This window comes from Caballeronia udeis, assembly GCF_001544555.2.
In the GTDB taxonomy this organism is placed as follows: Bacteria; Pseudomonadota; Gammaproteobacteria; order Burkholderiales; family Burkholderiaceae; genus Caballeronia; species Caballeronia udeis.
This window is the reverse complement of record NZ_FCOK02000038.1, coordinates 34,389-57,280: the sequence shown is the minus strand read 5'-3', so window position 1 is coordinate 57,280 and position 22,892 is coordinate 34,389. Positions and strand designations below refer to the sequence as shown.

Below are 22,892 nucleotides of genomic sequence, written 5' to 3'. Positions count from 1 at the left end.
AAAACTGACAATGGCAAAGAAAATAGCTCCCGTCGAAATAGCATTGCTGATATATCCGGGGAGCCAGCTTGCCGCCGTTCACGGGCTAACGGACCTGTTCCAGATTGCTGAGCGCTTATTTCAGCGATCAAAAAATATTGAACACCCGGTGCTCAGGGTAAGCCACATTCAGTTTGATGCCGGCAGCTCTTCCCCGCCGTGGGCGGATAGCGCACCTGATTTCGTGATTGTTCCGCCCTCGCTCGGGGGGCTGCCCATTGGCGATGCTTTCGCTCCGATCGTGCAATGGCTGAACGATTGTCATGCGAGAGGCGCTGTGCTGGCGTCCGTTTGTGTCGGGACATTCCTTCTTGCCCAGACCGGCCTGCTCGCGAGGCGCTCGGCGACAACCCATTGGTCGCAGGCACAGCTCCTCGCTGAGCGCTTTCCAGAAATCCACGTCGATGCTGACAAACTCCTGATTGACGATGGCGACATTCTTACCGCCGGCGGCTTGATGGCATGGCCCGACCTGGGGCTCAGGATAGTCGACCGTCTGCTCGGTTCTGCAGCCATGGTGGAGACTGCTCGTTTTCTTTTGGTCGATCCCCCGGGACGAGAGCAACGCTACTACAGTGCCTTCTCTCCAAAGCTCAATCACGGCGACAAAACGATTCTTGAAGTGCAGCACTGGTTACAAGAGGACAGTGCCCACCATCCCACGATCGCTTTGATGGCTCAGCGCGCCGGGTTGGAGGAGAGGACATTTCTTCGTCGCTTCCAGAAGGCGACCGGTCTTCGCCCGACTGAGTATTGCCAGCATCTTCGGGTCGGCAAAGCGCGTGAGATGCTCGAAACGAGCCAACAGTCGTTCGACCAGGTCGCCTGGAAAGTCGGTTACGAGGATGTCGGGTCATTCCGAAAAGTCTTCATCAAGCTCACCGGGCTGTCTCCAGGGGACTACAGAAGACGCTTTCGAGTGCAAAGCCAAGGCCAGGGTGCTTCGTCAACTCTGCAGGCAAAGCAGGCGTGACCTACTTCGCTCGCTTTGCCTTTGTCTTGGCCTTCGCAGCGGATGTATTCAGGGCGATCGCCGCACGGATAAGCGCTTTGAACTTGCCCGAGTCGACCTCCTCCCCCTCATGGATGTCGATCGCGCGTCTTGTGTTCCCGTTGAGGCTCGAGTTGAAAAGCTTGGCCGGGTCATCCAACGAAGCCCCCTTGGCAAAGGTCAGCTTCACGACCGACTTGTAGGACTCGCCGGTGCAAATGATCCCGTCGTGCGACCAGACCGGAGTGCCCATCCACTTCCACTCCTCCACAACGTCCGGGTCAGCCTCCTTGATGAGCTCGCGCATCCTGCTCAACGTCTCCCCGCGCCAGTCCCCGAGATCCGTGATTCTTTTGTCAATCAACCCGGATGCGGACTCGTCCTCGCTAAAACCCGGCTTTTTCATGTTCTCCTCCTGAAACTTCAAGACCCTTCCAGATTTCGGGGCAAGCCTTTCACTGCGCCCGGAAAGCTGAACGCCTTCGGCTGCGTCGCGCTCCGGGGCTCAGATATCAAACTGCTTCGCATACTCGGTGTTCAAGCGCGGCCAACCGAATTTCATTGCTTCGCCACCGACAATACGCCCGATGGGGTTCCCGGCCACGAACCGATCGAGCACATCCAGGCAGATGTGCCAGCCGGCTGCACCCATAGATATGAAACCGCGATCGATGTTGTGCCAGAGCGTGAGACGCGTGCCTTCGCCGAGCGGCTCAAGTTGCCATCGCATGTCGTTGTCGCCCCAGCGATACTCGAGCAGGGTCGGCGCGTCGGCGTGCGTGACCTGCGTCTCCGAAATTTGCGGCGTCGGCGTTCCGACTGTCGAAAGCTTGACCGGGCCGACAGCAGCGAGGCTCCGGTCGGCATCGAACGGCGCCCATTCACGCAGACTGGCCGGGTCGGTCAACGCTTTCCACACTTTCTCGGGCGGATGGCGCAACTCGCGGACCAGAATGAGTGTCCACTTGTCCCCATCCTTTCGGACTTCTGCGCCGGCGGCAGGACCCGGCAGGTATTCGTCGCGGTTGCTCATCGTTTTTTCCCCTTTCGGCGCGGTACAGGATTCGTCTGGTCAAGGTGGCGTTCGAGAGCGTCGACGTGAACCGACCAGAACTGGCGGAACGGAGCGAGCCAGGCGTCTATCTCCATCAGCGGTTCCGGTTTGATCCGGTATAGACGCCGCTGTGCGTCAACGCGCGACTCCACGAATCCGGCCTCGCGAAGGACTCGCAGATGTTTTGAAACCGAGGGCTGCGGGAGGTTCAGCTTCTCCTCTATATCACCTACGGACTGCTCGGAGGATGCAAGCAGACTCAGGATGGCGCGGCGGCTCGGCTCGGCGATGACTGCAAATGTTGATTCCATTTCACGTATATACTTGATAAAGTATATACGTGTCAAGCCACGCGCACGCAAGGGGTGCCATTGAGCGACGGACGGGGCCGCCCATCAAGGCCCATTCACACGTTCAGCTCAAGTGTCCTTTAGCGGAACCTTGCCGACCCTTATGGTGTTGGACCCTCGACGGAAAACAGCTCGCCGCGGCCGAACGCGAGCTTAGCGAACCGTTCGCCAATGCGACGGTGCGCGGGCCCATCCGGCTGGAACAATCATTATTTGCGACTAACCGAACGACTCTTTTCGCACATGGGCGTCCTGCCATTCGCAACGTGGCATTGCGTGTCACATGCTCACGCTTTCCTCGATAGCTTGCTCGATGATCGATAACCCCCTGTCGACCTCAGCCTCCGCAATGGTAAGCGGCGGAGCGAGGCGGAAGACGTCTCCAAGTCCGGGCAACTGAACAATATTCATGTGCAAGCCAAGTTCGAGGCAGCGACGTGTGATGGCAGCGGAAAGAGCCGGGGCTGCGGCCTTTGTTGATCTGTTGCCGACAATTTCGATCCCGAGCATCAACCCGCGTCCGCGCACATCGCCTATGCATTCGAAGCGGCTTTGAAGGCTCTCCAGACCGTCGCGCAAACGGGTACCCATTTCACCAGCGCGTTCAACCAGCCCATCCCTCTCTATGATCTCGATGACCTTGAGGCCGACGGCTGCCGGCATCGGATCCGACACGTGCGTCGTATAGAAAAGGAACCCGCGTTCGTGTGCCTGATTCTCGATTTCCTGAGTCGTCAGCACGGCAGCCAGCGGAAGGCCCGCGCCAAGCGTTTTGGACAAGGTCAGGATGTCGGGCACCACACCGTCGTGCTCACACGCGAACATGGTTCCGGTTCTGCCCATGCCCGTCTGGGCTTCGTCCACGATCAACAGCATTCCACGCTCGGCACACTTCGCTTTTAGCGCGCGCATATACCCTTGCGGCAGTTCAATCAGGCCGCCCGAGCTCAGGATTGGCTCAGCAATAAATGCTGCGAGGCTACCGCAAGACTGCCTGTCGATCAGGTCGAATGCATAGTCGAGTTCAGCCGCCCAATCATAGGCACCGTTGCGTTCGAATCGTGGCCGGTACGGATTGGGTGCCGGAATGGCAAAGGACCCCACGGCGGCCGGACCGTAACCCTTGCGGCCGGCGCTGTAAGTGGCCGAAGCTGCGCCACCCGTCATGCCGTGCCACGACTGAGCGAAGCTGATGATCTCGTGTCGGCCGGTGACGAGCTTTGCTATCTTGATCGCTGCTTCGTTGGCTTCTCCACCGGTGCTGAGCAGCAAAGAGCGTTCAAGTCCTTTCGGTGCGATACCGGCGAGGCGGGTTGCCAGGTCCACTACCGGGCGCGAGAGCATCCCGCTGAAAAGATGGGTGAGACTACGTGCGCTCTCGGCGATGACGTCAGCTATTTCCGGATGAGAGTGGCCGAGTATGGCGCTCATCTGTCCAGAGGTGAAGTCGAGTATCGCGCGGCCCGTGGAATCATAGACATGGCTGCCGCTGGCGCGCTCGATTATGACGGGCGAGAATGTACCGCCGTAGCGGATCAGGTGCCGCTGAGCGTTTGACCAAAAGTCCCGATCGGTTTGTGCTGACATGACTGTGTCCAGAGTGGAAGGCGGGCGTGCCGAAGATCAATGTAAGCGAACCACGCCGGCGGGTGGAAATGAAAAGTTGTGATGCGTGCCATTCGAGGAGCTGATGCCATCATGTTGCAGCTGGATTTCGATTTGCTCAGGACCTTCGTGGCAATAGCGGATGCCGGATCGCTCACGCGCGCGGCGGCCGAAGTTGGCCGCACGCAGTCCGCGATCAGCATGCAGCTCAAGCGGATCGAAGAGATCGTCGATGGCGCGGTGCTGGTGCGCACCGCACGCGGCGTGGAACTGACGGCACGCGGAGACCGGCTCTTGTCGCACGCCCGCAGGCTGGTCCGGGCGCACGACGAGGCGCTGGTCGACGTGACCGGCCGTGGGCTCACCGGTTCCATCCGGCTCGGATGTCCCGAGGACTATTGCACCGAGTTCCTTCCGGTCGTGCTACGCGCGATAGCGGCACAGCATCCGCGGGTTGCACTGGAAGTCGTATGCGCGCCTACGCCCTTGCTCGAAAAAATGCTCGATGCACGCCGTCTCGATGTGGCGTTGGTATCGCTCGCCCCGGAGGGCAACCTCGAACGGGTGATCCGCTGGGAGGACCTGGTGTGGATCGCATCGCAAGACTTCTTCGCCCCAAGCGACGGCCCCCTTCAAATAGCCTTGTCGGTTCCCGAAACGCTGGACCATCAGGCGGCGCGGCGTGCGCTCGAAGCTGCCAATGTCAACTACCGCGTAGCGTATGAGAGCGTCAGCAAGGACGGGCTGCTGGCCATCGTGAGAGCGGGCATTGCTGTCGCTGTGCTGACGAGAGGAGCGGTTCCTGCGGATTTGCGGATCATGCCCGTTGGGGAGATGCTCCCGCCGCTTCCGCATGTTGGGATCGCCGTTGTTTCGTACTCGGGTACGGTCGATTCACTTCTTGTGGAGAATGTGAAGGATCTTATGACCCGCACCTTGAGAACGATGTCGCCGCTTGCGCCCTGACGCATTCCGAACATCCGGAGAGGCGGAATCATGCCGAAATCCGGTGTGCCCGGACGCATGAAAGGAAATGAGGCACCCCGGATAACAGCGAGCGTCACCCATTGAATCGGGTTTATCTGTAGCCCCTTTCCCTTCCTGACCGCATTCGTTCCTGCGCCGCCTTGTGACCCGCTTCAGTGGTCAGAAACGGACTGACCGTTGCGATGGCGCGGTTCACGTATTCGTCTTGCTGACCCACCGGGGCGGCATTCCGAATCACTTTGGCAGCCTGTTCGATCCCCAGCCCGCGCCCGATGATCCACGCCGCGATATATTGCGAAGCCAGGCAACCACCCGCCGTTGCCACGTTCCCCAGGGCATGGAAAGCCTGGTCCGAGACGCATAGCCCTTGCCGGGTGAGCAGGGGTTCAGTCATCCGATCGGTGCAAATCGGCTCACCCGAGAACAGGCCGAGAGCCGACATGATCAGCACGCCAGAGCACTGGCCAACAAGGAGTTGGCGAGCGGGATCGACGTTCATGCGGGCCAGCATGGCGTGGTTCCCGGCAATCTCGTCAGTCTTCATCCCGCTGCCGAAGATGACCACATCCGCTTCGCTGGCAAACTCCAACGACTTCTGGGCCTCAACTACAACCCCGTTCTTCGATGTCACCCGGTCCGTCGCGCCGGTGATGTAAGCACGCCATCCTCGCCCACTCAGGCGATTGAGCAGAGCGGCGGACACGAATGAGTCAATTTCGTTAAAGGCATCGAACGTCAGGACAGCGATCTGCATGGGGCGCTCCGTTCAGGGTGGGTTGGCACGACCCTCAGTTCCCTTTTAATTCAGTGATCCTTTCTTGTATCGCCTCCGGAAAGGATTCGAGATCGGGGAGTCGTGTCGGGCTGCGCCCTCAGAGAGGTCGGAGGTTGGCTGCAAATCCGTCGCGCGGGCTCAGGATTCACGCGCGGCCTGGAGTGAAGCGGCCGGCGGGGAATGTCACCCGGTCGCCCGCTCACGACACGTCCTGACGCCGCGATCCACCGCCGACACTTTGACCGGCGTCGTGCGCCATTTGCCAGTAGCCCCACATCGACACCAGTGTGACCAGCCCGGCGCAGAGAAAGGCGATGCGGAAGTCGTCCAGCGTGAAGACGTGGCCGGACAACTCGCCATTGAACACCGCCGCGCCACGCAGGGCCACCGCGCCGAAGGCAATGCCCAAGCCGATCGTCATTTGCGCCGCCGCGCTCCAGAGCGTGCTGGCCGCGCTCATCTGCGACTGGGCAACGTCCGCGTAGGCGAGGGTAGCGAGCGTCGCGAACTGCATCGAGCGCGCCACGCCGTAGACGAACACCACGATCAGCACCCACGCGAGCGGCAACTCCGGCGTCAGCAAGCCGCACGCGATAGCGAAGACGCCGGCCGCCGCGACATCGATTATCGACACCATCCGGAAGCCGTAGCGCTGCAAGATGCGGGTGGTCAACGCCTTCATGCCCAGGTTGCCGACTGCGCTCGCCAGCAACAACAGCCCCGACTTGAACGCGGACAGGCCGAAGCCGATCTGGAACAGCAGCGGCATCAGGTACGGCACTGCGTTAATGCCGATGCGGGTGAACGAGCCGGTCCCGATTGTCACCGAGAAGGTGGGAATCTTCAGCGTCGACACGTCGATCAGCGGATGCGGATGATGCTGCGCGTGCCGGTACGCGACAAAGCCGAGCACGAGACCGGCCGCCACAAACGCACCCGCTATCCATGGATTTTCGCCGGGCTGGCTGGCGAGTTCGGCGCCGTACAGGATCGAGGTGAGGGTGACGGCGCTCAACAGCAGACCGGTGAGATCGAGCGGCCGGCGTTCGTTGCCTTTCAGGTTCGGCACCAGTGCGACGACCACAGCCATCACCGCGATACCGAACGGCACGTTCAGCAGAAAGATCCAGCGCCAGTTTGCGTAGGTCGTGATGAAGCCGCCCACTGGCGGGCCGACTACGGGTGCGACAGTTGCGGGCCACGTGATGGTTGAAATGGCCTGCATCAGGCGGCTTTTCCCCGTGCTGCGCACGACGATCAACCGGCCCACCGGCACCATCATGGCGCCGCCAATACCTTGCAGCAGACGCGCTGCGATGAACTCCGTCACGTTCTGCGACATCCCGCAAAACACGGAGGCCAGCGTGAACACGGCGATCGCGCTAAAAAACACCGTGCGCGATCCGCACCGGTCGGCGACCCAGCCGCTTACCGGAATGAAAATCGCGAGTGCGAGCATATACGCCGTCATGCCGAGACTCAGGCTGTTCGGACCCACGCCGAACGAGCGCGCCATCTGCGGCAGGCCCGTGGCGATCACCGTGGTGTCGAGGTACTCCATGAAGAAGGTCGCCGCGACGATGTAAGGCAACCAGCCGATAGAGGATCTACGTGCCTGAACGTCGGTCATCGCGTTCCCTCGGGCGAGCGGTCTGGCGAGGTTGGCGAGCAGGCCCGGGCAAACGGCTCGCGCGGGTCATGATGTTGGCGTTGATTCATGCTGTTGCTGCGTCCTCTCAAAGATGTTTCCCCATTCCGGCGATGGCTTCAAAGTTACTGAATCAGTACATCTAATTGATCACTCAAGAGGTGCGCGGGAACCTCTTTCCCGAAGTTATGCCCGCTCGAATCCGCCTGCGTTCTTACCGCCGGATCAGGACACATCCCCCGACCAGGAGCGCGGCCCCAATGAGGCGAGGAAGATCAACCGGGTGTTCGGGGAGCCCCAACCATCCAAAATGGTCGATCATCACCGACGTGAGCATCTGACCGGTAACAAGCAGGACGATAAAGGTCGCAGTGCCGAGCTTCGGGATCAGGAAAATGGCAAGCGCGATGAAGATTGCGCCAAACAGTCCCCCGCTAAATGCCCACCACGGGACGCGCCCCGCTAGGGCCACGGAAGGGATGGGATCGCGCAGGGCAAGCGCGAGCAGTGCCATGCAGGCAACGCCAACGAAGTAGCTCACAAAGCCCGACCAGGCGGCCGAGTTCAGCGCCACGCGCAGGCTTGTGTTCAGCACTTGCTGAACGGCGACGCTGGCCCCGGCCACAATGGTGAGGATCGAAAAGAAGAGCACGTCAGGCATCGGCGGTTACCCGGGTCCCATGCGGAATCGTTATTGCAATTTGACGGCACAGCGGTCCATGCTGTCAAATGGCGTAAATTACCTTTTCCATGCAAATAAGGCATGATGAACCCGGCCCATATCGACCTGTTTCGTGCCGTGATGCGTCACGGCGGAATAACGAGAGCAGCGGAAGCACTTGGCATCGGCCAGCCTCATGTCAGTCGCGCGATTGCGCAGCTCGAAGCGGATCTTGGCTTTGCGTTGTTTGTACGAGGGCATGGAAGCGCATCGCCGACAAAGGAGGGAGAAGCTTTCTCGCGCGAAGTCGAGAGGACCTATGCGGGGCTCGATCAGCTTCGGCAGGCGGGGCGCCAGATACGGGAAATAGGAACCGGATTGTTGCGTGTGGCGTGCCAGCCATCGCTAGCCTCGCGGCTCGTGCCACGCGCCGTCCGGCAGCTGGATTCCACGAGTCCCGGAGTGCGCGTCTCGCTTCACGTGCCTGGCCCCGACACGATCTGGTCATGGGCTTCAAGCGGACAGTGCGACCTTGGCCTGGTGCGGCCGCGCTCCGGCTACACAGGAGTCGAGTGCGAGCCCTTCCTCACGGTCGATGCGGTCTGCGCGCTGCCGCGGCGGCACGCGTTGGCTCGCAAACGGACGATCGCCGTGTCCGATCTTGCAGGCATCCCTTTGATCGCGGGCGCCCCTGGTGTTTTTCAGCAGGCGATCGAGGAGTCATTTGCACTCGCTGGCATTGAGCCACGTTTTGCACTCATGGCGCAGTACACGGCGGCGCGGTGCGGCTTGGTGGCTGAAGGACTGGGGCTCGCCATTGTCGATCCGCTACCGGCCCGCGAACTGACTGGGTTGCCCATCGTGCTGCGGCCGTTTCAGCCCCGTTTGCCCATTGAGACCATGCTTATCCGTCCGGGCGGCATGCCGCCTGATACCCTCACAGCGCGCTTCATCGAACTTCTGAAGGCCGAACGCGATGCTGTGATGTCAAGATCTATTGACTATCGCTGAAGCGCGCTGCCCGCGCATCCAATCTGCAGCGCGCGCCTGATCCACGGGCGCGTACCGCAACGCATCCGTGATTTTGTTCACATGCGAAAGTACAGTGCCGCCACAGCGAAGGTGAGATACGCAGCGGGTGTACAGTCGCAAACAAGGCTCGCAGTTTACTCATGCCCGGGCCATCACCTCGGAGCCGCTTGACCCATGCAAAATCCAGCCGTGTCCGTGACCGCCGTCGCATTGCCGGCAAGCTCGCATGTAACGCAGATGTACGCGCACCCGAACCTTGCCGACGCCTACACCATCCGCTTGCCGGACAACGCAACCACCGACCCCGAACTACTCTCCCGGTTCATGTTTTCCCACCAGGCCGCATGGATTGGAAAACTCTTGCGAGTACGCGACTCGCTCGTTGCCGGGTTTGGCCTCAAGACATCGAAGCGACTGGAGGAGTCCGCGCGCTTCGAGCGTGACAAGCATGTTTCCTTTTTCAGGATCTACGAGCGCACGGCCGACGAGATCGTCCTCGGCGAGGACGACAAGCATCTCGACTTCAGGTTGTCGGTGTTCCAGGGAGCCAGGGAAGAAGCCGCGGGCGGCGGCCGCTATCTGACGGTATCGACTGTCGTGCGATGCCACAATCTTCTGGGACGCACCTACATCCTGCTTATCACGCCGTTCCACGAAATGGTGGTTCGATCAAGCCTGCGCCGCGCTGCGCGCATTGGCTGGCCCACTGCCTCCTGAACCAGCTTTAGCTTGCCGCTTCACAGCACGCTGCCGCTCGTGTCACAAGATCCGCTTTCGGACGTCCGAGCGCAAAAAAAAGCCCAACTTATAGCTGGGCAAAGTCCATCGGGATCGGAGCAACCCCGCTGGAGGAGGTGCTGTTCCTTGATTCGAAATGGATGAACGCACAGGATCACTGCGCGCTCATCAATCAGTTTCGAACCTTGTTCAATGCCGCCAGGGTTTCTGTGCGGCTTGGCAACACAACTGATTAGTGGCCGAAGTAGATCGACTTTGCGTTGTCGTTCAACGCGGGGCTCACGACAGCGCGGGCACCCGATGCCGACGTACCGTCGGTCACGCCGCCGAAGCTGCTAGCAGCACCGTTTTGCGCAGCGACGCGTGCCTCTGCAGCCTGGATGTCAGCCGGGTAATTCGGGTCGTCGCGGCCGGGTTGATAGCCTGCCTTTTCAACCTGGATCAGTTGAGCTCTCACTTCAGCGCGGGTAACAGGCGCATTCGATTGAGCGAAAGACGAGACAGCCGGGATAGCGAGCACTGCGGCAACAATAAGCGATTGAACGACTTTCATGACCTACCTCCGAATCTTGATTTTCGTCGCGAACAGCCCTGTTCGCGCTTCAGTGATTCAAGTGTAGGTAAATGCGCGCTTAAGATTAATAGCAGACTGCGCAAGGGATTATTGTCGAATTAGGTGTAAACCCTAAGTCTCTGAAAGGGCGGTGATGACGCCGCCATACAAACGGCTGACAGTTATCGAACGGCGCTTTTGCCCGCAGCACCGCGTATCGGGCCGGCGCGTTGTTCAATCGCGCGGCGAACCGGGTTGCGCAGGCCGAGGAAGAACGCCACCTCCGCCACAATGAACAGCGGCCCGACCGCGAGCCCGATTACATCGTCCACGAAAGCGGGTTTGCTGCCTTCGAAGTAATGGCCGATGAACTGTATGACCCAGCCGACGAAAAACAGGCCCAGGCCCCATGCGAGCCACAGTGCGGTTGTCTGCATTGCAAGCAGCTTCCCGGTCCACACGCTCAACGCGAGCAAGATCATCATCAGGATACCGAATCGTAGGTCCAGCCGAAGGTAGAACACGGCGACCGCTGCGGCGAGCAGCATTGCTGGGGACAGGGCCAGCGTAGCCGTCACACCGACCGACGGCCGCGACAGCAAAGTGGCGACCGCGACCACGATCAAAGGAATACCGATAAGGTGCGAAGCAATGTTGCGCGAGTCGCGGTGATACACCGCGTACTGCCCGAGCTGGTCAACCAGGGATTTCATGGCACTGCCCTCCGGAGTGGCTAACGGCATTGTGCACGGCCAAGCCGTGGACGGCGCTCAAACTATTCGGCCCCCCTGGCTAGCGTACGCGATGACGGCCTAACGCGCATTCGCATTGCCCCGGATAGTTCGCCGAGCGTCGAACAAGTTAAAAGCGAGCATGCCGGCAAGCATCGCTGCGAGGAAGATCACAGCGCCGAATTTTCCCGCGCCCACCGCGACCATGACCGGTCCGGGACAGAATCCCGCTACCCCCCAGCCGACGCCGAAAATCGCGCTTCCCACGATCAATTGCACGTCGATTTTTTTCTTCGTGGGCAGATGCGTTGTTTCGTCGAGGAGTGGCTTTCCAATGCGCTTGCTGGCGAAAAATCCGATTGATGCAAGCGCAATTGCACCAATCATGACAAAGACTAACGAAGGATCCCAGTTCCCCGCGAGGTCCAGGAAACCCAGCACTTTCGAAGGGTTCGCCATGCCGGACACAATCAGGCCGCCACCGAAAAGCAGCCCGACCAGAAACGAACTCACGTTTCGCATGCTAGCCGCCCCACAGATGTCTGATAGCGAAGACCGTCACGAAGCCCGCCGCCATGAATGTCAACGTCGCTGCAACCGAGCGGATCGACCCTCGCGATATTCCGCACACGCCATGGCCACTCGTACAGCCGCTTGCCGCGCGTGCGCCAAAGCCGACCAGCAAGCCGCCAAGGATAAGAAACGGCACGCTGGCCTGGATAACGATCGGGGGTAGCGGTCTCGTCAAAACATAAAGCACCGGCGCGGCAACCAGTCCTGCAACGAAGGAAATTCTCCATCTATCGCGCCATCCGCCAGCGGTCAGAAGGCCACCAAGAACCCCGCTTATCCCGGCAATACGTCCGTTGAGGAGAATAAGAAGCGCCGCGGACAAACCGATCATCGCGCCTCCCAGCAGGGACTTGATCGGTGTGAAATTCACCCAGTCAACCATCATCGTTCGTCGTCCCTTCTTCGTTTTCAGTTGCAGGTTTCACCAACGCCGGCTCGCGTCATCTTCCATCCTGATAGCCGCATTCCCGGCCCATGACGCCTTCCACCCGTTGACTTTCCGGCCGCCCGATACTATATTCTCTATTAATATAAGCTTATATGAAAAAGTAATATAGCGATTTTTTCAAGGTTATAAAGCAATGCTTTTCCGGCAATTCTTCGACACTCAATCGAGCACATACACCTATGTGCTGGCCTCTCGGGCAGGCGGGGAGGCAGTGATCATCGACCCCGTCAAGGAACAGCTTGAGCAATATCTCAAGGTGATCGAGCAGTTGGATCTGCACCTGGTTCACGCCATTGACACCCACACCCACGCCGATCACATCACAGCGCTTGGTGACCTGCGAGACGCCACGCATTGCACAACGATTATGGGCGAATTGTCGAAGGCGCATTGCGTATCGCAGCATGTGCGTGACGACGAAATCCTGCGTATCGACGGCATCGCGCTACGCGCGCTCTATACGCCTGGACACACCGACGAGTCCTTTAGCTTCGTGCTGAACCCTTTAGCACCGCAAGCCGTTTTCAGCGGCGATGTCCTGCTCATTCGCGGCAGCGGGCGCACGGACTTTCAGGGTGGCGACGCGCATCGGTCATGGGATTCCATCGTCAACAAGCTGTTCAAGCTGCCCGACGCAACCACACTCTATCCCGCTCACGATTACAAGGGATGGACAGCGTCGAGCATTGGCGAGGAGAAGCACTTTAATCCGAGGCTGGCGGGGAAAACCGAAAGCGAATACGTGGAAATCATGAAGAGCCTGAATCTTCCGAACCCCAAGATGATGGATGTAGCCATACCGGCGAACCTGGACTGCGGTCAGCTATCCACCCCTGCCAGACAGCAGGGCTGATCCATGGTCCTTGCCTCCACTCCCATGACACAAGGTATTGCCGCCGCGCTATGCGGCGGTTTCGTGAGCTTCTCGCTGGGCCTCGTCGGCGGAGGCGGTTCAATCCTCGCCGTGCCGCTTATCCTCTACGTAGTCGGGGTTCACAATCCGCACATCGCGATCGGGACCGCGGCGTTAGCGGTTGCGGCCAGCGCCTACATCAACATGATCCCGCACGCGCGAGCCGGGCATGTCCGGTGGGGACCGGCCTTCGCGTTCGCGGCGAGCGGCGTGCTTGGCGCAACGTTGGGCTCGTCCGTCGGCAAGCTGATCGATGGTCAGAAGCTTCTGACCTATTTTGCGTTTCTAATGTGCTTTGTCGCTTTCCTCATGCTCCGGCCACGCCCATTGGCATCGGCCACTGCCGGCGCTTACCCGACGCCCTATTCGCGTTTGTGCGGAACGGGATTGGGCGCAGGAAGCTTGTCGGGATTTTTTGGAATCGGCGGGGGCTTTCTGGTGGTCCCGGGCCTGATGTTCGCCGGTCGAATGCAGATCGTCGATGCAATCGGCACGTCGTTGTTTGCAGTAGGTTCGTTCGGATTGACGACAGCGATCAACTACTCGCTGTCAGGCCAGGTCGACTGGCTGGTGGCGGCGGAATTCGTTGGCGGCGGCGTAGTTGGCGGCCTGCTGGGCACCCAGGCGGCAAGCCGCCTTGCACGCAAGCGCGGCGCGCTGAACCGCGTTTTCTCCGCGATGATCATCTCGGTCGCGGCCTACATGCTTTATCACTCATGGCAGACGCGATGACTCTCGATCAACTCGACACCTCAGTCGATGCAGGCAAGTCATGACGCAAGATCACTCCACTGCCCGAAGTCCCGTCATAGAGCAATTCGGTAAAGCGCATTGGACCGAGGGCGCGGTCCATGTTCCGGACGCGCACGCGACATACAAGATTGTCTTCTCGCTCAGCGCGCCGGGCAAAAAGCCCGAGGCTCCCAATACAGGACTCGAGCGCGTCGCGCGAGCCGTTAACTTGTACAGCCTGTCCGGCGTGACACCCGATCGACTTCGATGTGTCGTTGTTATCCACGGCGAGGCAACATCGATTGTGTTGAACGACGCGCAACACCAGACCCACGACCGACGGCCCAACGCCAATGCAAGTCTCATTGCTGCGCTGCAAGTCGCGGGCGTTGAAGTATCGGTTTGCGCGCAAGCGCTGATCGTCAATGGTTTTTCCCAGGACGGACTTCTTCCAGGCGTGACGCGCTCGCTCTCTGCGCTCACGACCATTACTGTCTTGCAACACGACGGATACAGCTTGATGCCGCTATAGACGGCAAGAAGCAAGGGGTTGAAATTGAACATAGGCCCGATTGCGTTACCCCAGCACCCGCTGATTTTCTTGTTCAGCGTTGCAGTGGCGTTGGCTGTTGCGCAATTCTCGAGTCATGGCGAGCAGAAGCTTCAACGAGTACTCGTCACCAGCGTCTGGGTCGGGTTGCTCGTTGCGCGCTTGTCGTTTGTCATTCGCTTTTTCCCCGACTTCCTGGACCACTTCCTCAAGATGTTCGATATTCGCGACCTCGGTTCTGGAGCGGCCGGACCAATGGGATCACGAGGCCTTGTCGGAAGTGATCGCCCGCCGCGTTTCAGATTTTCAAGCAATACGGCTTCGGCAAATACGAGGCGGGAAAAGAAAACTCGCCCAATAGCTGAAGCACGCTCGTCCCAAGATTTCCGATCCACGGAAACGGAACATCACGCTCGACAGGAGACTCCATGAGCGCTGCAGTCGGAAATATGTCATCACGATCCGTGCTTGCCGCGTGTGTTGCCGCGGTTGCCTTGGGGATGACAGCAAGCGCCCGGGCTGACGACATGATGGTCGGGAAAACGATCGCCACGCAGGGAACGGCGAAGGGTGTCGCCGCGTGCATCAGCTGTCACGGAGCGAAAGGCGAAGGCAACGCAGCGGCGGGCTTTCCCCGGCTTGCCGGGGTCAACGCTGCCTACCTTTCCGAACAGTTATCGAGGTTCGCCAATGGAGAACGCCAGAGCACCATCATGCAACCGTTCGCGAAGCTGTTGTCGTCGAATGGACGCAGCGCGGTCGCACTTTACTTCAGTTCCCTGCCACCGCCCGCGGGCATAAAAGCCGATGACAGCAACTCGATCAGACCGTCGGACGCCGGTGCGTGGATCGCCACCCGCGGACGATGGAGTCAGGGCCTTCCCGCGTGCGCCCAATGCCACGGCCCTGGCGGCATTGGGGTAGGCGCGACATTTCCACCGCTGGCGGGCCAGCCGGCAGCGTACATAGAAAGCCAACTGCACGGATGGAAGAAGGGCACCCGGCCGCCCGGTCCAATGGCGCTGATGCCGGTTATCGTGAGCAAGCTCTCCGATACGGATATCTCGGCGGTAGCCGCCTACTACGCGGGCAATGCCGGATCCTCTGGCAACGCGGCGCCTGCCGGGAGCAAACAATGATCGGTCAATCCAGGATCTCTCGGGGAATGCTCGCCGGGTTGTTCGTCGTGGCAGCCGGTGTAACCGGTACAACAGACGGCATCACGTACGCGGCCGAAGGATCGGCGCCAAACTCCACGCCATCGGATGTGAAGGTGTTCGCGCCTCCCGCGGAAGCATCGATGCCAACAGACGACTTTGGTAAATCGATCAAGTTAGGCGAGCAGATTTTTACTCACACGCAGGAGTTTGCGGGGAAGTACGTCGGCAACTCGTTGAACTGCGCAAGCTGCCATCTGGATGCGGGTCGCAAGCCTAACTCAAGCCCGCTCTGGGCAGCGTATCTGTTGTACCCGGCGTATAGAAGCAAGAACGGGCACGTCAATTCATTTGCCGAACGAATGCAGGGATGCTTCCGCTACAGCATGAACGGCAAGGCGCCGCCGCTTGGCGACCCCGTGCTCGTCGCACTCGAGACTTACGCCTTCTGGCTGGCAAAAGGCGCTCCGGTAGGGGAAAAGCTTCCTGGGCAGGGATACCCCAAGCTTCCGCCGCCGGCGCTGAAAGCGGACTACACGCGCGGCAGCCAGGTCTACACGCAACACTGCGCGTTGTGCCACGCAGCGGATGGCCAGGGACAGTCGAGTGGAGGCAAGGCCGTCTTTCCGGCTCTTTGGGGTGCGCACTCTTTCAACTGGGGCGCCGGCATGGGCGATATTCAAAACGCCGCAGGGTTCATCAAGGCGAACATGCCGCTGGGTTTGGGCAATACGCTCACCGACCAGCAAGCGTGGGACGTCGCAACGTTCATGGATAGTCAGGAGCGCCCGCAGGATCCCCGCTTCACCGGTTCTGTCGAAGCGACCCGGGCGAAGTACCACGGCGCACCCAATTCGATGTACGGGGAAAAGGTCAACGGCCGGGTACTGGGAGCGCCTTGAGGCGAGCGCCTTGAGGATGTCCTGAAGCGCTGCGAGCACCTTCAGCTGCTGCAACGTACGCTTCTGCGCCGCGCGAAGTCGCCAATCAGGCCCTCTCCCCTACGCGTCCACCGTCCGCGCACTCAGGATGCGCGATAGATTCGTCTCGATCCAGTCCGCCAGCGACGTCACTTGGCGCGCAACCTCTTCTCCCAGCGGTGTCAGCCGATAGTCCACATGCGGCGGCACTTCGTCATACACGGTGCGTGTCACGAAGCCATCGGCTGCAAGCCATTGCAGCGTCTGCGCGAGCATCTTTTCGCTCACGCCGTCCACCCTGCGGCGCAGATCGCTGAAACGGCAGGTCTGATCCAGCAACACCATCAAAACAAGAACACCCCACCGGCTGGTCACGTGCTTGAGCACTTCCCGCGACGGACAGTCCGCCGACAGCAATTCACCGCGACGCAACAGATCCGACAACGGCACGCCGTCGCGGGGCAAATCAACATTTGAGTCCATGGATACTTACCTCGGCGTACGTACTTACGAAAAGTTAGTTTATCCGATACGGTACGGCTTCAGTCGCATTTACCCCAGGAGTTTGATCATGATCGTCGTTACCGGAGCCACCGGCCAACTTGGCCGGCTTGTTATCAAAGCGTTGTTGAAGACTCAATCGGCAAGTGAGATTGTTGCCGCGGTACGCAGTCCGGAGAAGGCAGCGGACCTCGCCGCACTGGGCGTGCAAGTCCGGCGCGCGGACTACAACGAACCCGCCACGCTCGAGACCGCATTCAAGGGCGCTGATAAGTTGCTGCTGATTTCATCGAGTGAGATGGGCCGGCGCGGGGTTCAGCATCGCGCCGCAATCGACGCCGCGAAGCGTAATGGCGTTCAACTGATCGGCTATACCAGCGTGCTGCGCGCCGATACGTCGCCGCTCGGACTAGCCGATGAACATCGCGAGACGGAAGACGCACTGCGTGTATCGGGCGTGCCGTTCGTTTTGCTACGTAACGGCTGGTACACCGAGAACTACCTCCGCAGCCTCGCCCCTGCGCTTGAACACGGCGCGATCCGCGGCAGTGCGGGCGACGGCAGGATTTCATCGGCTGCGCGGGCGGACTACGCGGAAGCCGCGGCACGGGTAATGACAGGCAACGCCCAAGCGGGCCGCATTTATGAACTGGCGGGCGATACCGCTTACACCCTCGCCGACCTCGCTGCCGAAGTGACGCGGCAGTCGGGCAAGGAGGTCGAGTATCAAAATCTCTCCGAGGCGGACTATAAGGCCGCGCTGATCAGCGTGGGGTTACCGGAATTCCTGGCTGCGCTCCTATCGGACTCGGATACGGCTACATCGAAAGGCGCACTCTTCGACGACGGTCATCAGTTGAGCCAACTCCTCGGCCGGCCGACCACGCCATTGGCTACCGTGGTTGCCGAAGCGCTCGCTGCGTAAAACGCGGATGTTCTTTTCTTGTAGCGATGAGGCGTGCCGGTCCGTGACTGGAACCGGTACGTCTGGTTAGCTCGGCATTCCAGGCCCTATCAACGCGAATGTTTTCCTCGGTGCGGGTTCAAGGAGCATTGCCCTCTCCCGTCAAACCGGACACCCATCATCAGTCAGCATCGTCACTCGATGCTGTTTCATCTAGTGTGCGAACGTCGGCGCTTCGAATTTCATCTCCTCCCTGTTTGCATCGCTATTGGCATTGGCGAGTGTTCGGCGTGTTCGTATACTTATCAGATGTAGCGTTTTTTGTTGTCAAACCGCCTACACGCTGGTAGCCTTCCTCCAAGCTATTGAAACCAAAGCATAAATAACTCATGCCGGCTGCTTCACCAACGTCATCCGTTCGCAACCCCGAGAACCGCGCGTCCATCAAGCGGCTCACTCGTGAACATTTCGCGCTATATCGCGGATACCTGGACGGCGTTTCGGTCGAGCAATTGCACGCGACCTACGGCGACGCCACCACCGACGTGCGCGCTACCCGGCGTCTGATCGGGCTGTTGCGCGACACCCTCTCGGGCGCTGCACGCCGCACGCGTGATGTTGAAGCCACACATCTTTTACGCCTGAGACCGGGGAGCATTCCTGAAGCACAGCGGCTGGCAGCCAGCGAGATGCCTACGCTGGAGGCGTATCGAGAATCAGTCGATCCAGACGGTTTCCATAGCGAAGCCGAACTTCTGGAGCTTTATAGGGCGGAATTTCCCCAGGAAAACACCTCGAGCGTTGACCGGCGTACAACTCGAAATGCGCGCCTGCGCCGGCGTCAGGTCGACGCCCTCGCGCGCATGGAAGCCAGTCTGGTCCAGGCGCCCCGGCCGGATCACCCCGTTGCAAGCTGGCTCGAACCCTCAATTGCCCGCCGTCTTCAGAACACCGGCATCCATACGCTTGGTGACCTTCTGGGTTTCATCGAGCGGCGCGGCCACCGCTGGTATGCGAGCGTGACACGCGTCGGCCCGAAGGCGGCGCGCCGCATAGTTGAATGGCTTGCCCTGCACGCCGATTCACTGCTTCATATGCTGTCAAAACGCGCGCTCACCCCGCGCCGGCGCTTGTCCGGCAACGATCCTGCGCTCGTGCGGCCGCGCCAGAGCGGCATCGTCCCTATCGAATCACTAGATGTACCCACGGAAATAGACGGATCGACCGGTACCAACCGGCTCCAAAACCCTGCTTTACCGTGCTCGATGCACACGGATTTGCAGGCAATCGATGCGTGGCTTGCCGCGCGGCAACACAGTGCGCATACCGTCCGGGCCTATCGGCGGGAAGCCGAACGGCTGCTTTTGTGGGCCATCAATGAAAGGAAAAGGGCACTGTCGTCGCTGGATAGTGCGGACTGCGCGGAGTACATCGGGACGTTTCTTGCCGATCCCCAGCCTGCGGCCCGCTGGGTCGGACGCGCGAAAATCGAGCGAAATCACCCGGATTGGAGGCCGTTTGTTGGCGCTCTCTCCAACCGCAGCAGGGAAACCGCGCGGGCGATTCTTCACGCAATGGGCCAGTGGCTGGTCGAGCAGAACTACTGGGTGCGCAACCCGTTTTCGAATGCCCCGGCGGTGGCAATTGGCCCGCGCATCGATGTTTCAGGGCGCTCGCTCGACCACGGGCAATGGCAAAACGTGGTCCAGGCGGCCTGTCGCGTCCAGTATTCCCAAAGGGAGTTGCGCGACTATCTGGCGCTGAACCTGGCCTATTCGACCGGACTCCGGCGTGAGGAATTAGCGCGTGCAACAACCAGCTGGCTTATCCAGTCCAGACTTGGAGGCGCACCGGCTAATGGCTGGCACCTGGCTATTCCCGGAAAAGGCGGCGCGACGCGGACTATTCCAGTTCCGCAAGCCGTCATGGAGTTGGTTGAGGAGAGCCTGCGCGCCCGCGGTTTGCCCGGGGATCCTGGCGTTTGTCCCGCCGACACCCCACTCCTTACGCATTTCCGCACCGGCAATTCATTGACGCCCGACGGTATGGGGCAGGTATTTCGCCGGCTCTTTTCGTGGGCGGCACTGCTTTCAACCCCGCAAAATCCGGTCGGCGGCCGCGCTCGTTCCAATGCGAGCACCCATTGGGTCCGTCACACCCACTCGCATCACGCACTCGAAAGCGGCGCGGATTACCGCGAGATCCAGCTTCGTCTCGGCCACGCCAACCTCTCCACCACGCTTCTTTACGTGAAGGCCCGGCGTCACGGTCCGTTCGCGAACGGTAGAAGCGGCGTTTTGCCGACGCGCTAACAGCAAGAAATTCCACGCCGGAGCTTGAATCTACAGACGTAAAGCTCCGCAAAACCCCCGATTTGCCTCAAGTCTTTTCTCACCTTTTTCCTCGAAGTCCAACAACCACGTGGCTTTGCGGCTACCCCGGGTCGGCAAAGTTTACTTGCGTTTACTCCGTATACCTCTTAGTCTTCGGTTACCGTCGGTTCTACCTTTTAAGGGAGAATCCACGTTTTTGGTAGAACCAGAGCCACCGGGAAGAACGCATGGATATTAACCTTTCGACGCCACCCATCGAGGTGACGCCGGACGACCTCGTCAATTTGGCGGCTCGTTCCGCGAAAATGCTCGAGCGAATTCGCACTCAAATGCTCCAGCCGTTCCCACGGAAGGTTGCCCCGGTGTTCCCGAGCGGCAAACTCCAGGAACTGTGCGGCATCGACAAAGCTCGCTTCTCCTATCTGATCAAGAAAGGGGAACTGCCTCAAGGCACACAGGAAAAGCCTGGGGCCGCGCGGCAGTTTACGCTAGCCGAAACCATCGAATGGGTCAGGGCTGAACGCAAGCCAAGACAGCGTCCGGCGGGGAAAGACGGGAAAGTCATCGCTATCGGCAACTTCAAGGGCGGCGTGACCAAGACCACGACGTCCATGGTGCTGGCGCAAGGCTTGTCACTGCGCCACGGCCGGCGCGTCCTTCATATAGATATGGACCCGCAGGGCAGCGCGACCACGCTATACGGGATCAACCCGCACGCGGAAATCAGCGGCGACCAGACTATTCTGCCCTTGATCGAGGCTTACGTCAGCGGCGAAAGCTTCGACATGAAGCATTTGCCGATGCAGACGTATTGGGAAAACCTCGACCTGATCCCGTCATCCACGGATCTGTTCAACGCCGAATTCATGCTCCCGGCCCGCGTTCACGCGTCGCCGAGCGCAAAGTTCTGGAACGTGCTGAGCGACGGACTCAAGGATCTCAAGCACGAGTACGACTACATCATCATTGATACCGCACCCACGTTGAGTTACCTGACCATCAACGCGCTTTTCGCGGCAGATGGAGTCATTGTGCCGGTGATGCCGGACACGCTCTCGTTTGCATCGATGGTCCAGTTCTGGTCGCTTTTCTCCGACATGGTGTCCGGCATGAAGCAGTTCGGGGAGTCGGCCGACGAAGCCAAGGTGTTCGATTTCATCGACATCCTGGTGACGCGCATGCCGAACAAGGCGAACGCATCCATTGTTCGCGACTGGGTCATCACGACCTATGGCGAGCGCGTCTTGCCGGTTGAAATCCCTGAAACCGACCTTGCTCGCACGACCACCAACGATTTTTCTACGGTGTACGACTTCCCGAACTACGACGGCAATGCCGCGACGCTTCGGCGAATCCGCGTGCCCTATGACCAGGTTGTGGATTTGATCGACAGCAAGGTCTGTTACCTCTGGGACAAGGAGTAAGCATGTCTACAGCAGCGAAACAAAAGGCAAAGGCGGCGGGTATTCGACTGGATGACGATGGTCTTGATACCCCCTCTGAACCGGTCGCACCTCGCACCGCGCCTGGACAGTTGATCGGTCTTCAAGGGCGGGTGCACAGCCAGCAGGCTGAAATCGACAAGCTGAAACGGGCACTGGAACAACGCGCGCCCGGCAAGCTCCCGCTGGACAAGCTTCACGAGATCCCGGGACGGCGGCGGCGACTCACTCCTTTAGAGTACGCCGAGCTTAAAGCGAACCTGACGGCATACCCTCTCGCCCAACCTATTACGGTACGCGAACGGCCGGACGGCGAGTACGACATCGTTGCCGGCCATAACCGGGCTTCGATCTATCGCGAACTGGGCCGCACTGAGATTGACGGCATCGTACTGGACATCGATGCGTCGATGGTCGAGTACGCCGCTTTCTTCTCAAACCTCTTGTCACCGACTCTTTCGGACTTCGAGAAATTTTGGGGCTTCAAATCGCTTCAGGATTCAACCGGAATTACGAAGGAAGATTTAGCAAAGGCTGCAGGCATTAGCGACTCGCATGTGGGGCGGATCATGAAGTTCGATCTGCTACCTGACGAGTGCAAGGAATTGTTGGCCACTCGTCCCGAGAAGCTGGGAAGCAATGCAGCGGAGCAAATGGCCAAGGCAGTCGCGGAAGGTCGGGGAGACAAGGTTAAAGCAGCGATCGAGCGGCTTTTGACTGACGACACCTACACCCAGGCGCAGGCAGTGGCGGCAACAAAGCCAGACCGAGCACCTCGTGAGAAGCACGAACCCCTGGTCATCAAACGCGGCGCCAAGAAGATTTGCCAGATCTCGGCGCGCAATGGGGTGGTCGGCGTTTCGTTCTCCGGCAAAGCCGCCGACGAAGCGGAACAGTGGGCAGAAAGAATTCACGCATTCATTGAGTCGGAACTCGAAAAGCAGTGATCCCTAGTAGGGAACTGCTTTAAATCAATGACTTAGCGCGCAGCACATCGGCACCCTGAAGTTCTGAACCGAAGCTCAAAGCTTCCTCAGGACTTCCCTAGTAGGGAATCGTTAAAAATCATGGACTTAACCAAACGACCGAGAACGATCATGAACTGATTTCAATGCAGGAAAAACAAAAGCCTTCGGCGGGAACCGAAGGCTTTTGAGTAACCGGGCTTCGCTGTCGCTTGCCCACCGCTGCATTTCTCCGACGGGAATCGGATAAAGGCCCAACACCTCGAAGTGTAGCGGATAGCGATCGGCAG

At 59.8% G+C, this 22,892-nt stretch carries 25 protein-coding genes; 13 read left to right on the top strand and 12 right to left on the bottom strand.

The annotated features are described in order from the left end of the window. Nucleotides 1-10: 10 nt before the first annotated feature. The gene (locus tag AWB69_RS24755) at nucleotides 11-1,012 is read left to right on the top strand and encodes a GlxA family transcriptional regulator (protein WP_062089457.1); all 1,002 of its coding nucleotides are present in this window, start codon (nucleotides 11-13) and stop codon (nucleotides 1,010-1,012) included. A 1-nt stretch (nucleotide 1,013) separates the two neighbouring features. On the opposite strand, the gene AWB69_RS24750 is transcribed toward AWB69_RS24755, so the two are convergent. The 4 genes from AWB69_RS24750 to AWB69_RS24735 all read right to left on the bottom strand — a co-directional run bounded on the left by AWB69_RS24750 (nucleotide 1,014) and on the right by AWB69_RS24735 (nucleotide 4,021). Continuing rightward, entirely contained in the window at nucleotides 1,014-1,436 is a 423-nt protein-coding gene (locus AWB69_RS24750; protein WP_062089491.1) for a DUF1801 domain-containing protein, read from the bottom strand. A gap of 99 nt (nucleotides 1,437-1,535) precedes the next feature. Beyond that, nucleotides 1,536-2,063 carry an SRPBCC family protein gene (locus AWB69_RS24745; protein ID WP_062089456.1) on the bottom strand — a complete coding sequence of 176 codons (528 nt, stop codon included), beginning with the start codon at nucleotides 2,061-2,063 and terminating at the stop codon, nucleotides 1,536-1,538. Beyond that, a complete protein-coding gene (locus AWB69_RS24740) occupies nucleotides 2,060-2,395 on the bottom strand; it encodes an ArsR/SmtB family transcription factor (RefSeq protein WP_062089455.1) in 336 nt (111 codons plus the stop codon). Before AWB69_RS24740 ends, AWB69_RS24745 begins: the two co-directional genes overlap by 4 nt. Nucleotides 2,396-2,713: 318 nt before the next feature. Continuing rightward, nucleotides 2,714-4,021: an aspartate aminotransferase family protein gene (locus AWB69_RS24735; protein WP_062089454.1), complete on the bottom strand. Its 1,308-nt coding sequence runs from the start codon at nucleotides 4,019-4,021 to the stop codon at nucleotides 2,714-2,716. 111 nt (nucleotides 4,022-4,132) lie between these two features. Between AWB69_RS24735 and AWB69_RS24730 the strand changes: the two genes are divergently transcribed. Next, entirely contained in the window at nucleotides 4,133-5,005 is an 873-nt protein-coding gene (locus tag AWB69_RS24730; RefSeq protein ID WP_062089490.1) for a LysR family transcriptional regulator, read from the top strand. Between the two features lie 112 nt (nucleotides 5,006-5,117). Here the strand turns inward: AWB69_RS24730 and AWB69_RS24725 are convergent, their stop codons facing one another. From AWB69_RS24725 to AWB69_RS24715, 3 genes are all read right to left on the bottom strand, one after another. Beyond that, a complete protein-coding gene (locus AWB69_RS24725; RefSeq protein WP_062089453.1) occupies nucleotides 5,118-5,780 on the bottom strand; it encodes a type 1 glutamine amidotransferase family protein in 663 nt (220 codons plus the stop codon). Nucleotides 5,781-6,000: 220 nt separating this feature from the next. Next, nucleotides 6,001-7,431 (bottom strand): DHA2 family efflux MFS transporter permease subunit, encoded by a 1,431-nt coding sequence (locus AWB69_RS24720; protein ID WP_062089452.1) that lies wholly within the window; start codon nucleotides 7,429-7,431, stop codon nucleotides 6,001-6,003. A gap of 232 nt (nucleotides 7,432-7,663) precedes the next feature. Further along, nucleotides 7,664-8,110: a DMT family transporter gene (locus tag AWB69_RS24715; RefSeq protein ID WP_062089451.1), complete on the bottom strand. Its 447-nt coding sequence runs from the start codon at nucleotides 8,108-8,110 to the stop codon at nucleotides 7,664-7,666. Between the two features lie 102 nt (nucleotides 8,111-8,212). Between AWB69_RS24715 and AWB69_RS24710 the strand changes: the two genes are divergently transcribed. Beyond that, the gene (locus AWB69_RS24710; RefSeq protein WP_062089450.1) at nucleotides 8,213-9,121 is read left to right on the top strand and encodes a LysR family transcriptional regulator; all 909 of its coding nucleotides are present in this window, start codon (nucleotides 8,213-8,215) and stop codon (nucleotides 9,119-9,121) included. A 195-nt stretch (nucleotides 9,122-9,316) separates the two neighbouring features. Further along, on the top strand, nucleotides 9,317-9,859 hold the full coding sequence (locus tag AWB69_RS24705) for a DUF2867 domain-containing protein (RefSeq protein ID WP_062089449.1): 543 nt from the start codon (nucleotides 9,317-9,319) through the stop codon (nucleotides 9,857-9,859). Nucleotides 9,860-10,112: 253 nt separating this feature from the next. On the opposite strand, the gene AWB69_RS24700 is transcribed toward AWB69_RS24705, so the two are convergent. The 4 genes from AWB69_RS24700 to AWB69_RS24685 form a co-directional block, all read right to left on the bottom strand. Next, the gene (locus tag AWB69_RS24700) at nucleotides 10,113-10,433 is read right to left on the bottom strand and encodes a DUF4148 domain-containing protein (protein ID WP_062089448.1); all 321 of its coding nucleotides are present in this window, start codon (nucleotides 10,431-10,433) and stop codon (nucleotides 10,113-10,115) included. Nucleotides 10,434-10,615: 182 nt separating this feature from the next. Continuing rightward, nucleotides 10,616-11,146, bottom strand: a complete 531-nt coding sequence (locus tag AWB69_RS24695) for an Mpo1 family 2-hydroxy fatty acid dioxygenase (RefSeq protein ID WP_062089447.1) — start codon at nucleotides 11,144-11,146, stop codon at nucleotides 10,616-10,618. Nucleotides 11,147-11,245: 99 nt separating this feature from the next. Continuing rightward, nucleotides 11,246-11,686: a YeeE/YedE family protein gene (locus AWB69_RS24690; RefSeq protein ID WP_062089446.1), complete on the bottom strand. Its 441-nt coding sequence runs from the start codon at nucleotides 11,684-11,686 to the stop codon at nucleotides 11,246-11,248. A 1-nt stretch (nucleotide 11,687) separates the two neighbouring features. Next, nucleotides 11,688-12,122, bottom strand: coding sequence for a YeeE/YedE family protein (locus AWB69_RS24685; RefSeq protein ID WP_062089445.1), 435 nt, complete (start codon nucleotides 12,120-12,122; stop codon nucleotides 11,688-11,690). A 196-nt stretch (nucleotides 12,123-12,318) separates the two neighbouring features. On the opposite strand from AWB69_RS24685, the gene AWB69_RS24680 reads away from it, so the two are divergent. From AWB69_RS24680 to AWB69_RS24660, 5 genes are all read left to right on the top strand, one after another. Beyond that, nucleotides 12,319-13,038: an MBL fold metallo-hydrolase gene (locus AWB69_RS24680; protein ID WP_062089444.1), complete on the top strand. Its 720-nt coding sequence runs from the start codon at nucleotides 12,319-12,321 to the stop codon at nucleotides 13,036-13,038. 3 nt (nucleotides 13,039-13,041) lie between these two features. Beyond that, nucleotides 13,042-13,830 carry a sulfite exporter TauE/SafE family protein gene (locus AWB69_RS24675; RefSeq protein ID WP_197500308.1) on the top strand — a complete coding sequence of 263 codons (789 nt, stop codon included), beginning with the start codon at nucleotides 13,042-13,044 and terminating at the stop codon, nucleotides 13,828-13,830. A gap of 40 nt (nucleotides 13,831-13,870) precedes the next feature. Next, a complete protein-coding gene (locus AWB69_RS24670) occupies nucleotides 13,871-14,362 on the top strand; it encodes a DsrE family protein (protein ID WP_062089442.1) in 492 nt (163 codons plus the stop codon). Between the two features lie 446 nt (nucleotides 14,363-14,808). After that, a complete protein-coding gene (locus tag AWB69_RS24665) occupies nucleotides 14,809-15,519 on the top strand; it encodes a c-type cytochrome (RefSeq protein ID WP_082913560.1) in 711 nt (236 codons plus the stop codon). Further along, nucleotides 15,516-16,439 (top strand): c-type cytochrome, encoded by a 924-nt coding sequence (locus tag AWB69_RS24660; protein ID WP_062089441.1) that lies wholly within the window; start codon nucleotides 15,516-15,518, stop codon nucleotides 16,437-16,439. Before AWB69_RS24665 ends, AWB69_RS24660 begins: the two co-directional genes overlap by 4 nt. 99 nt (nucleotides 16,440-16,538) lie before the next feature. On the opposite strand, the gene AWB69_RS24655 is transcribed toward AWB69_RS24660, so the two are convergent. Then, a complete protein-coding gene (locus tag AWB69_RS24655; RefSeq protein WP_062089440.1) occupies nucleotides 16,539-16,940 on the bottom strand; it encodes a winged helix-turn-helix transcriptional regulator in 402 nt (133 codons plus the stop codon). Between the two features lie 88 nt (nucleotides 16,941-17,028). On the opposite strand from AWB69_RS24655, the gene AWB69_RS24650 reads away from it, so the two are divergent. From AWB69_RS24650 to AWB69_RS24635, 4 genes are all read left to right on the top strand, one after another. Next, complete coding sequence (locus AWB69_RS24650) at nucleotides 17,029-17,883, top strand: SDR family oxidoreductase (RefSeq protein WP_062089439.1); 855 nt, start codon at nucleotides 17,029-17,031, stop codon at nucleotides 17,881-17,883. Nucleotides 17,884-18,251: 368 nt separating this feature from the next. Further along, on the top strand, nucleotides 18,252-20,174 hold the full coding sequence (locus AWB69_RS24645; protein ID WP_062089438.1) for a site-specific integrase: 1,923 nt from the start codon (nucleotides 18,252-18,254) through the stop codon (nucleotides 20,172-20,174). A gap of 248 nt (nucleotides 20,175-20,422) precedes the next feature. Continuing rightward, nucleotides 20,423-21,619 (top strand): ParA family protein, encoded by a 1,197-nt coding sequence (locus AWB69_RS24640; protein WP_062089437.1) that lies wholly within the window; start codon nucleotides 20,423-20,425, stop codon nucleotides 21,617-21,619. A 2-nt stretch (nucleotides 21,620-21,621) separates the two neighbouring features. Further along, the gene (locus tag AWB69_RS24635) at nucleotides 21,622-22,584 is read left to right on the top strand and encodes a ParB/RepB/Spo0J family partition protein (RefSeq protein ID WP_062089436.1); all 963 of its coding nucleotides are present in this window, start codon (nucleotides 21,622-21,624) and stop codon (nucleotides 22,582-22,584) included. Nucleotides 22,585-22,892: the final 308 nt, after the last annotated feature.

Bases quoted from the DNA above. Each gene is read 5' to 3' on its own strand.
- AWB69_RS24670 (WP_062089442.1), top strand. From the start codon at position 13,871: ATGACGCAAGATCACTCCACTGCCCGAAGTCCCGTCATAGAGCAATTC.
- AWB69_RS24730 (WP_062089490.1), top strand. From the start codon at position 4,133: ATGTTGCAGCTGGATTTCGATTTGCTCAGGACCTTCGTGGCAATAGCG.
- AWB69_RS24650 (WP_062089439.1), top strand. From the start codon at position 17,029: ATGATCGTCGTTACCGGAGCCACCGGCCAACTTGGCCGGCTTGTTATC.
- AWB69_RS24715 (WP_062089451.1), bottom strand. From the start codon at position 8,110: ATGCCTGACGTGCTCTTCTTTTCGATCCTCACCATTGTGGCCGGGGCC.
- AWB69_RS24720 (WP_062089452.1), bottom strand. From the start codon at position 7,431: ATGACCGACGTTCAGGCACGTAGATCCTCTATCGGCTGGTTGCCTTAC.
- AWB69_RS24690 (WP_062089446.1), bottom strand. From the start codon at position 11,686: ATGCGAAACGTGAGTTCGTTTCTGGTCGGGCTGCTTTTCGGTGGCGGC.
- AWB69_RS24645 (WP_062089438.1), top strand. From the start codon at position 18,252: ATGCCGGCTGCTTCACCAACGTCATCCGTTCGCAACCCCGAGAACCGC.
- AWB69_RS24680 (WP_062089444.1), top strand. From the start codon at position 12,319: ATGCTTTTCCGGCAATTCTTCGACACTCAATCGAGCACATACACCTAT.
- AWB69_RS24725 (WP_062089453.1), bottom strand. From the start codon at position 5,780: ATGCAGATCGCTGTCCTGACGTTCGATGCCTTTAACGAAATTGACTCA.
- AWB69_RS24755 (WP_062089457.1), top strand. From the start codon at position 11: ATGGCAAAGAAAATAGCTCCCGTCGAAATAGCATTGCTGATATATCCG.
- AWB69_RS24655 (WP_062089440.1), bottom strand. From the start codon at position 16,940: ATGGACTCAAATGTTGATTTGCCCCGCGACGGCGTGCCGTTGTCGGAT.
- AWB69_RS24740 (WP_062089455.1), bottom strand. From the start codon at position 2,395: ATGGAATCAACATTTGCAGTCATCGCCGAGCCGAGCCGCCGCGCCATC.
- AWB69_RS24710 (WP_062089450.1), top strand. From the start codon at position 8,213: ATGATGAACCCGGCCCATATCGACCTGTTTCGTGCCGTGATGCGTCAC.
- AWB69_RS24640 (WP_062089437.1), top strand. From the start codon at position 20,423: ATGGATATTAACCTTTCGACGCCACCCATCGAGGTGACGCCGGACGAC.
- AWB69_RS24705 (WP_062089449.1), top strand. From the start codon at position 9,317: ATGCAAAATCCAGCCGTGTCCGTGACCGCCGTCGCATTGCCGGCAAGC.
- AWB69_RS24665 (WP_082913560.1), top strand. From the start codon at position 14,809: ATGAGCGCTGCAGTCGGAAATATGTCATCACGATCCGTGCTTGCCGCG.
- AWB69_RS24660 (WP_062089441.1), top strand. From the start codon at position 15,516: ATGATCGGTCAATCCAGGATCTCTCGGGGAATGCTCGCCGGGTTGTTC.
- AWB69_RS24635 (WP_062089436.1), top strand. From the start codon at position 21,622: ATGTCTACAGCAGCGAAACAAAAGGCAAAGGCGGCGGGTATTCGACTG.
- AWB69_RS24735 (WP_062089454.1), bottom strand. From the start codon at position 4,021: ATGTCAGCACAAACCGATCGGGACTTTTGGTCAAACGCTCAGCGGCAC.
- AWB69_RS24750 (WP_062089491.1), bottom strand. From the start codon at position 1,436: ATGAAAAAGCCGGGTTTTAGCGAGGACGAGTCCGCATCCGGGTTGATT.
- AWB69_RS24745 (WP_062089456.1), bottom strand. From the start codon at position 2,063: ATGAGCAACCGCGACGAATACCTGCCGGGTCCTGCCGCCGGCGCAGAA.
- AWB69_RS24695 (WP_062089447.1), bottom strand. From the start codon at position 11,146: ATGAAATCCCTGGTTGACCAGCTCGGGCAGTACGCGGTGTATCACCGC.
- AWB69_RS24700 (WP_062089448.1), bottom strand. From the start codon at position 10,433: ATGAAAGTCGTTCAATCGCTTATTGTTGCCGCAGTGCTCGCTATCCCG.
- AWB69_RS24685 (WP_062089445.1), bottom strand. From the start codon at position 12,122: ATGATGGTTGACTGGGTGAATTTCACACCGATCAAGTCCCTGCTGGGA.
- AWB69_RS24675 (WP_197500308.1), top strand. From the start codon at position 13,042: ATGGTCCTTGCCTCCACTCCCATGACACAAGGTATTGCCGCCGCGCTA.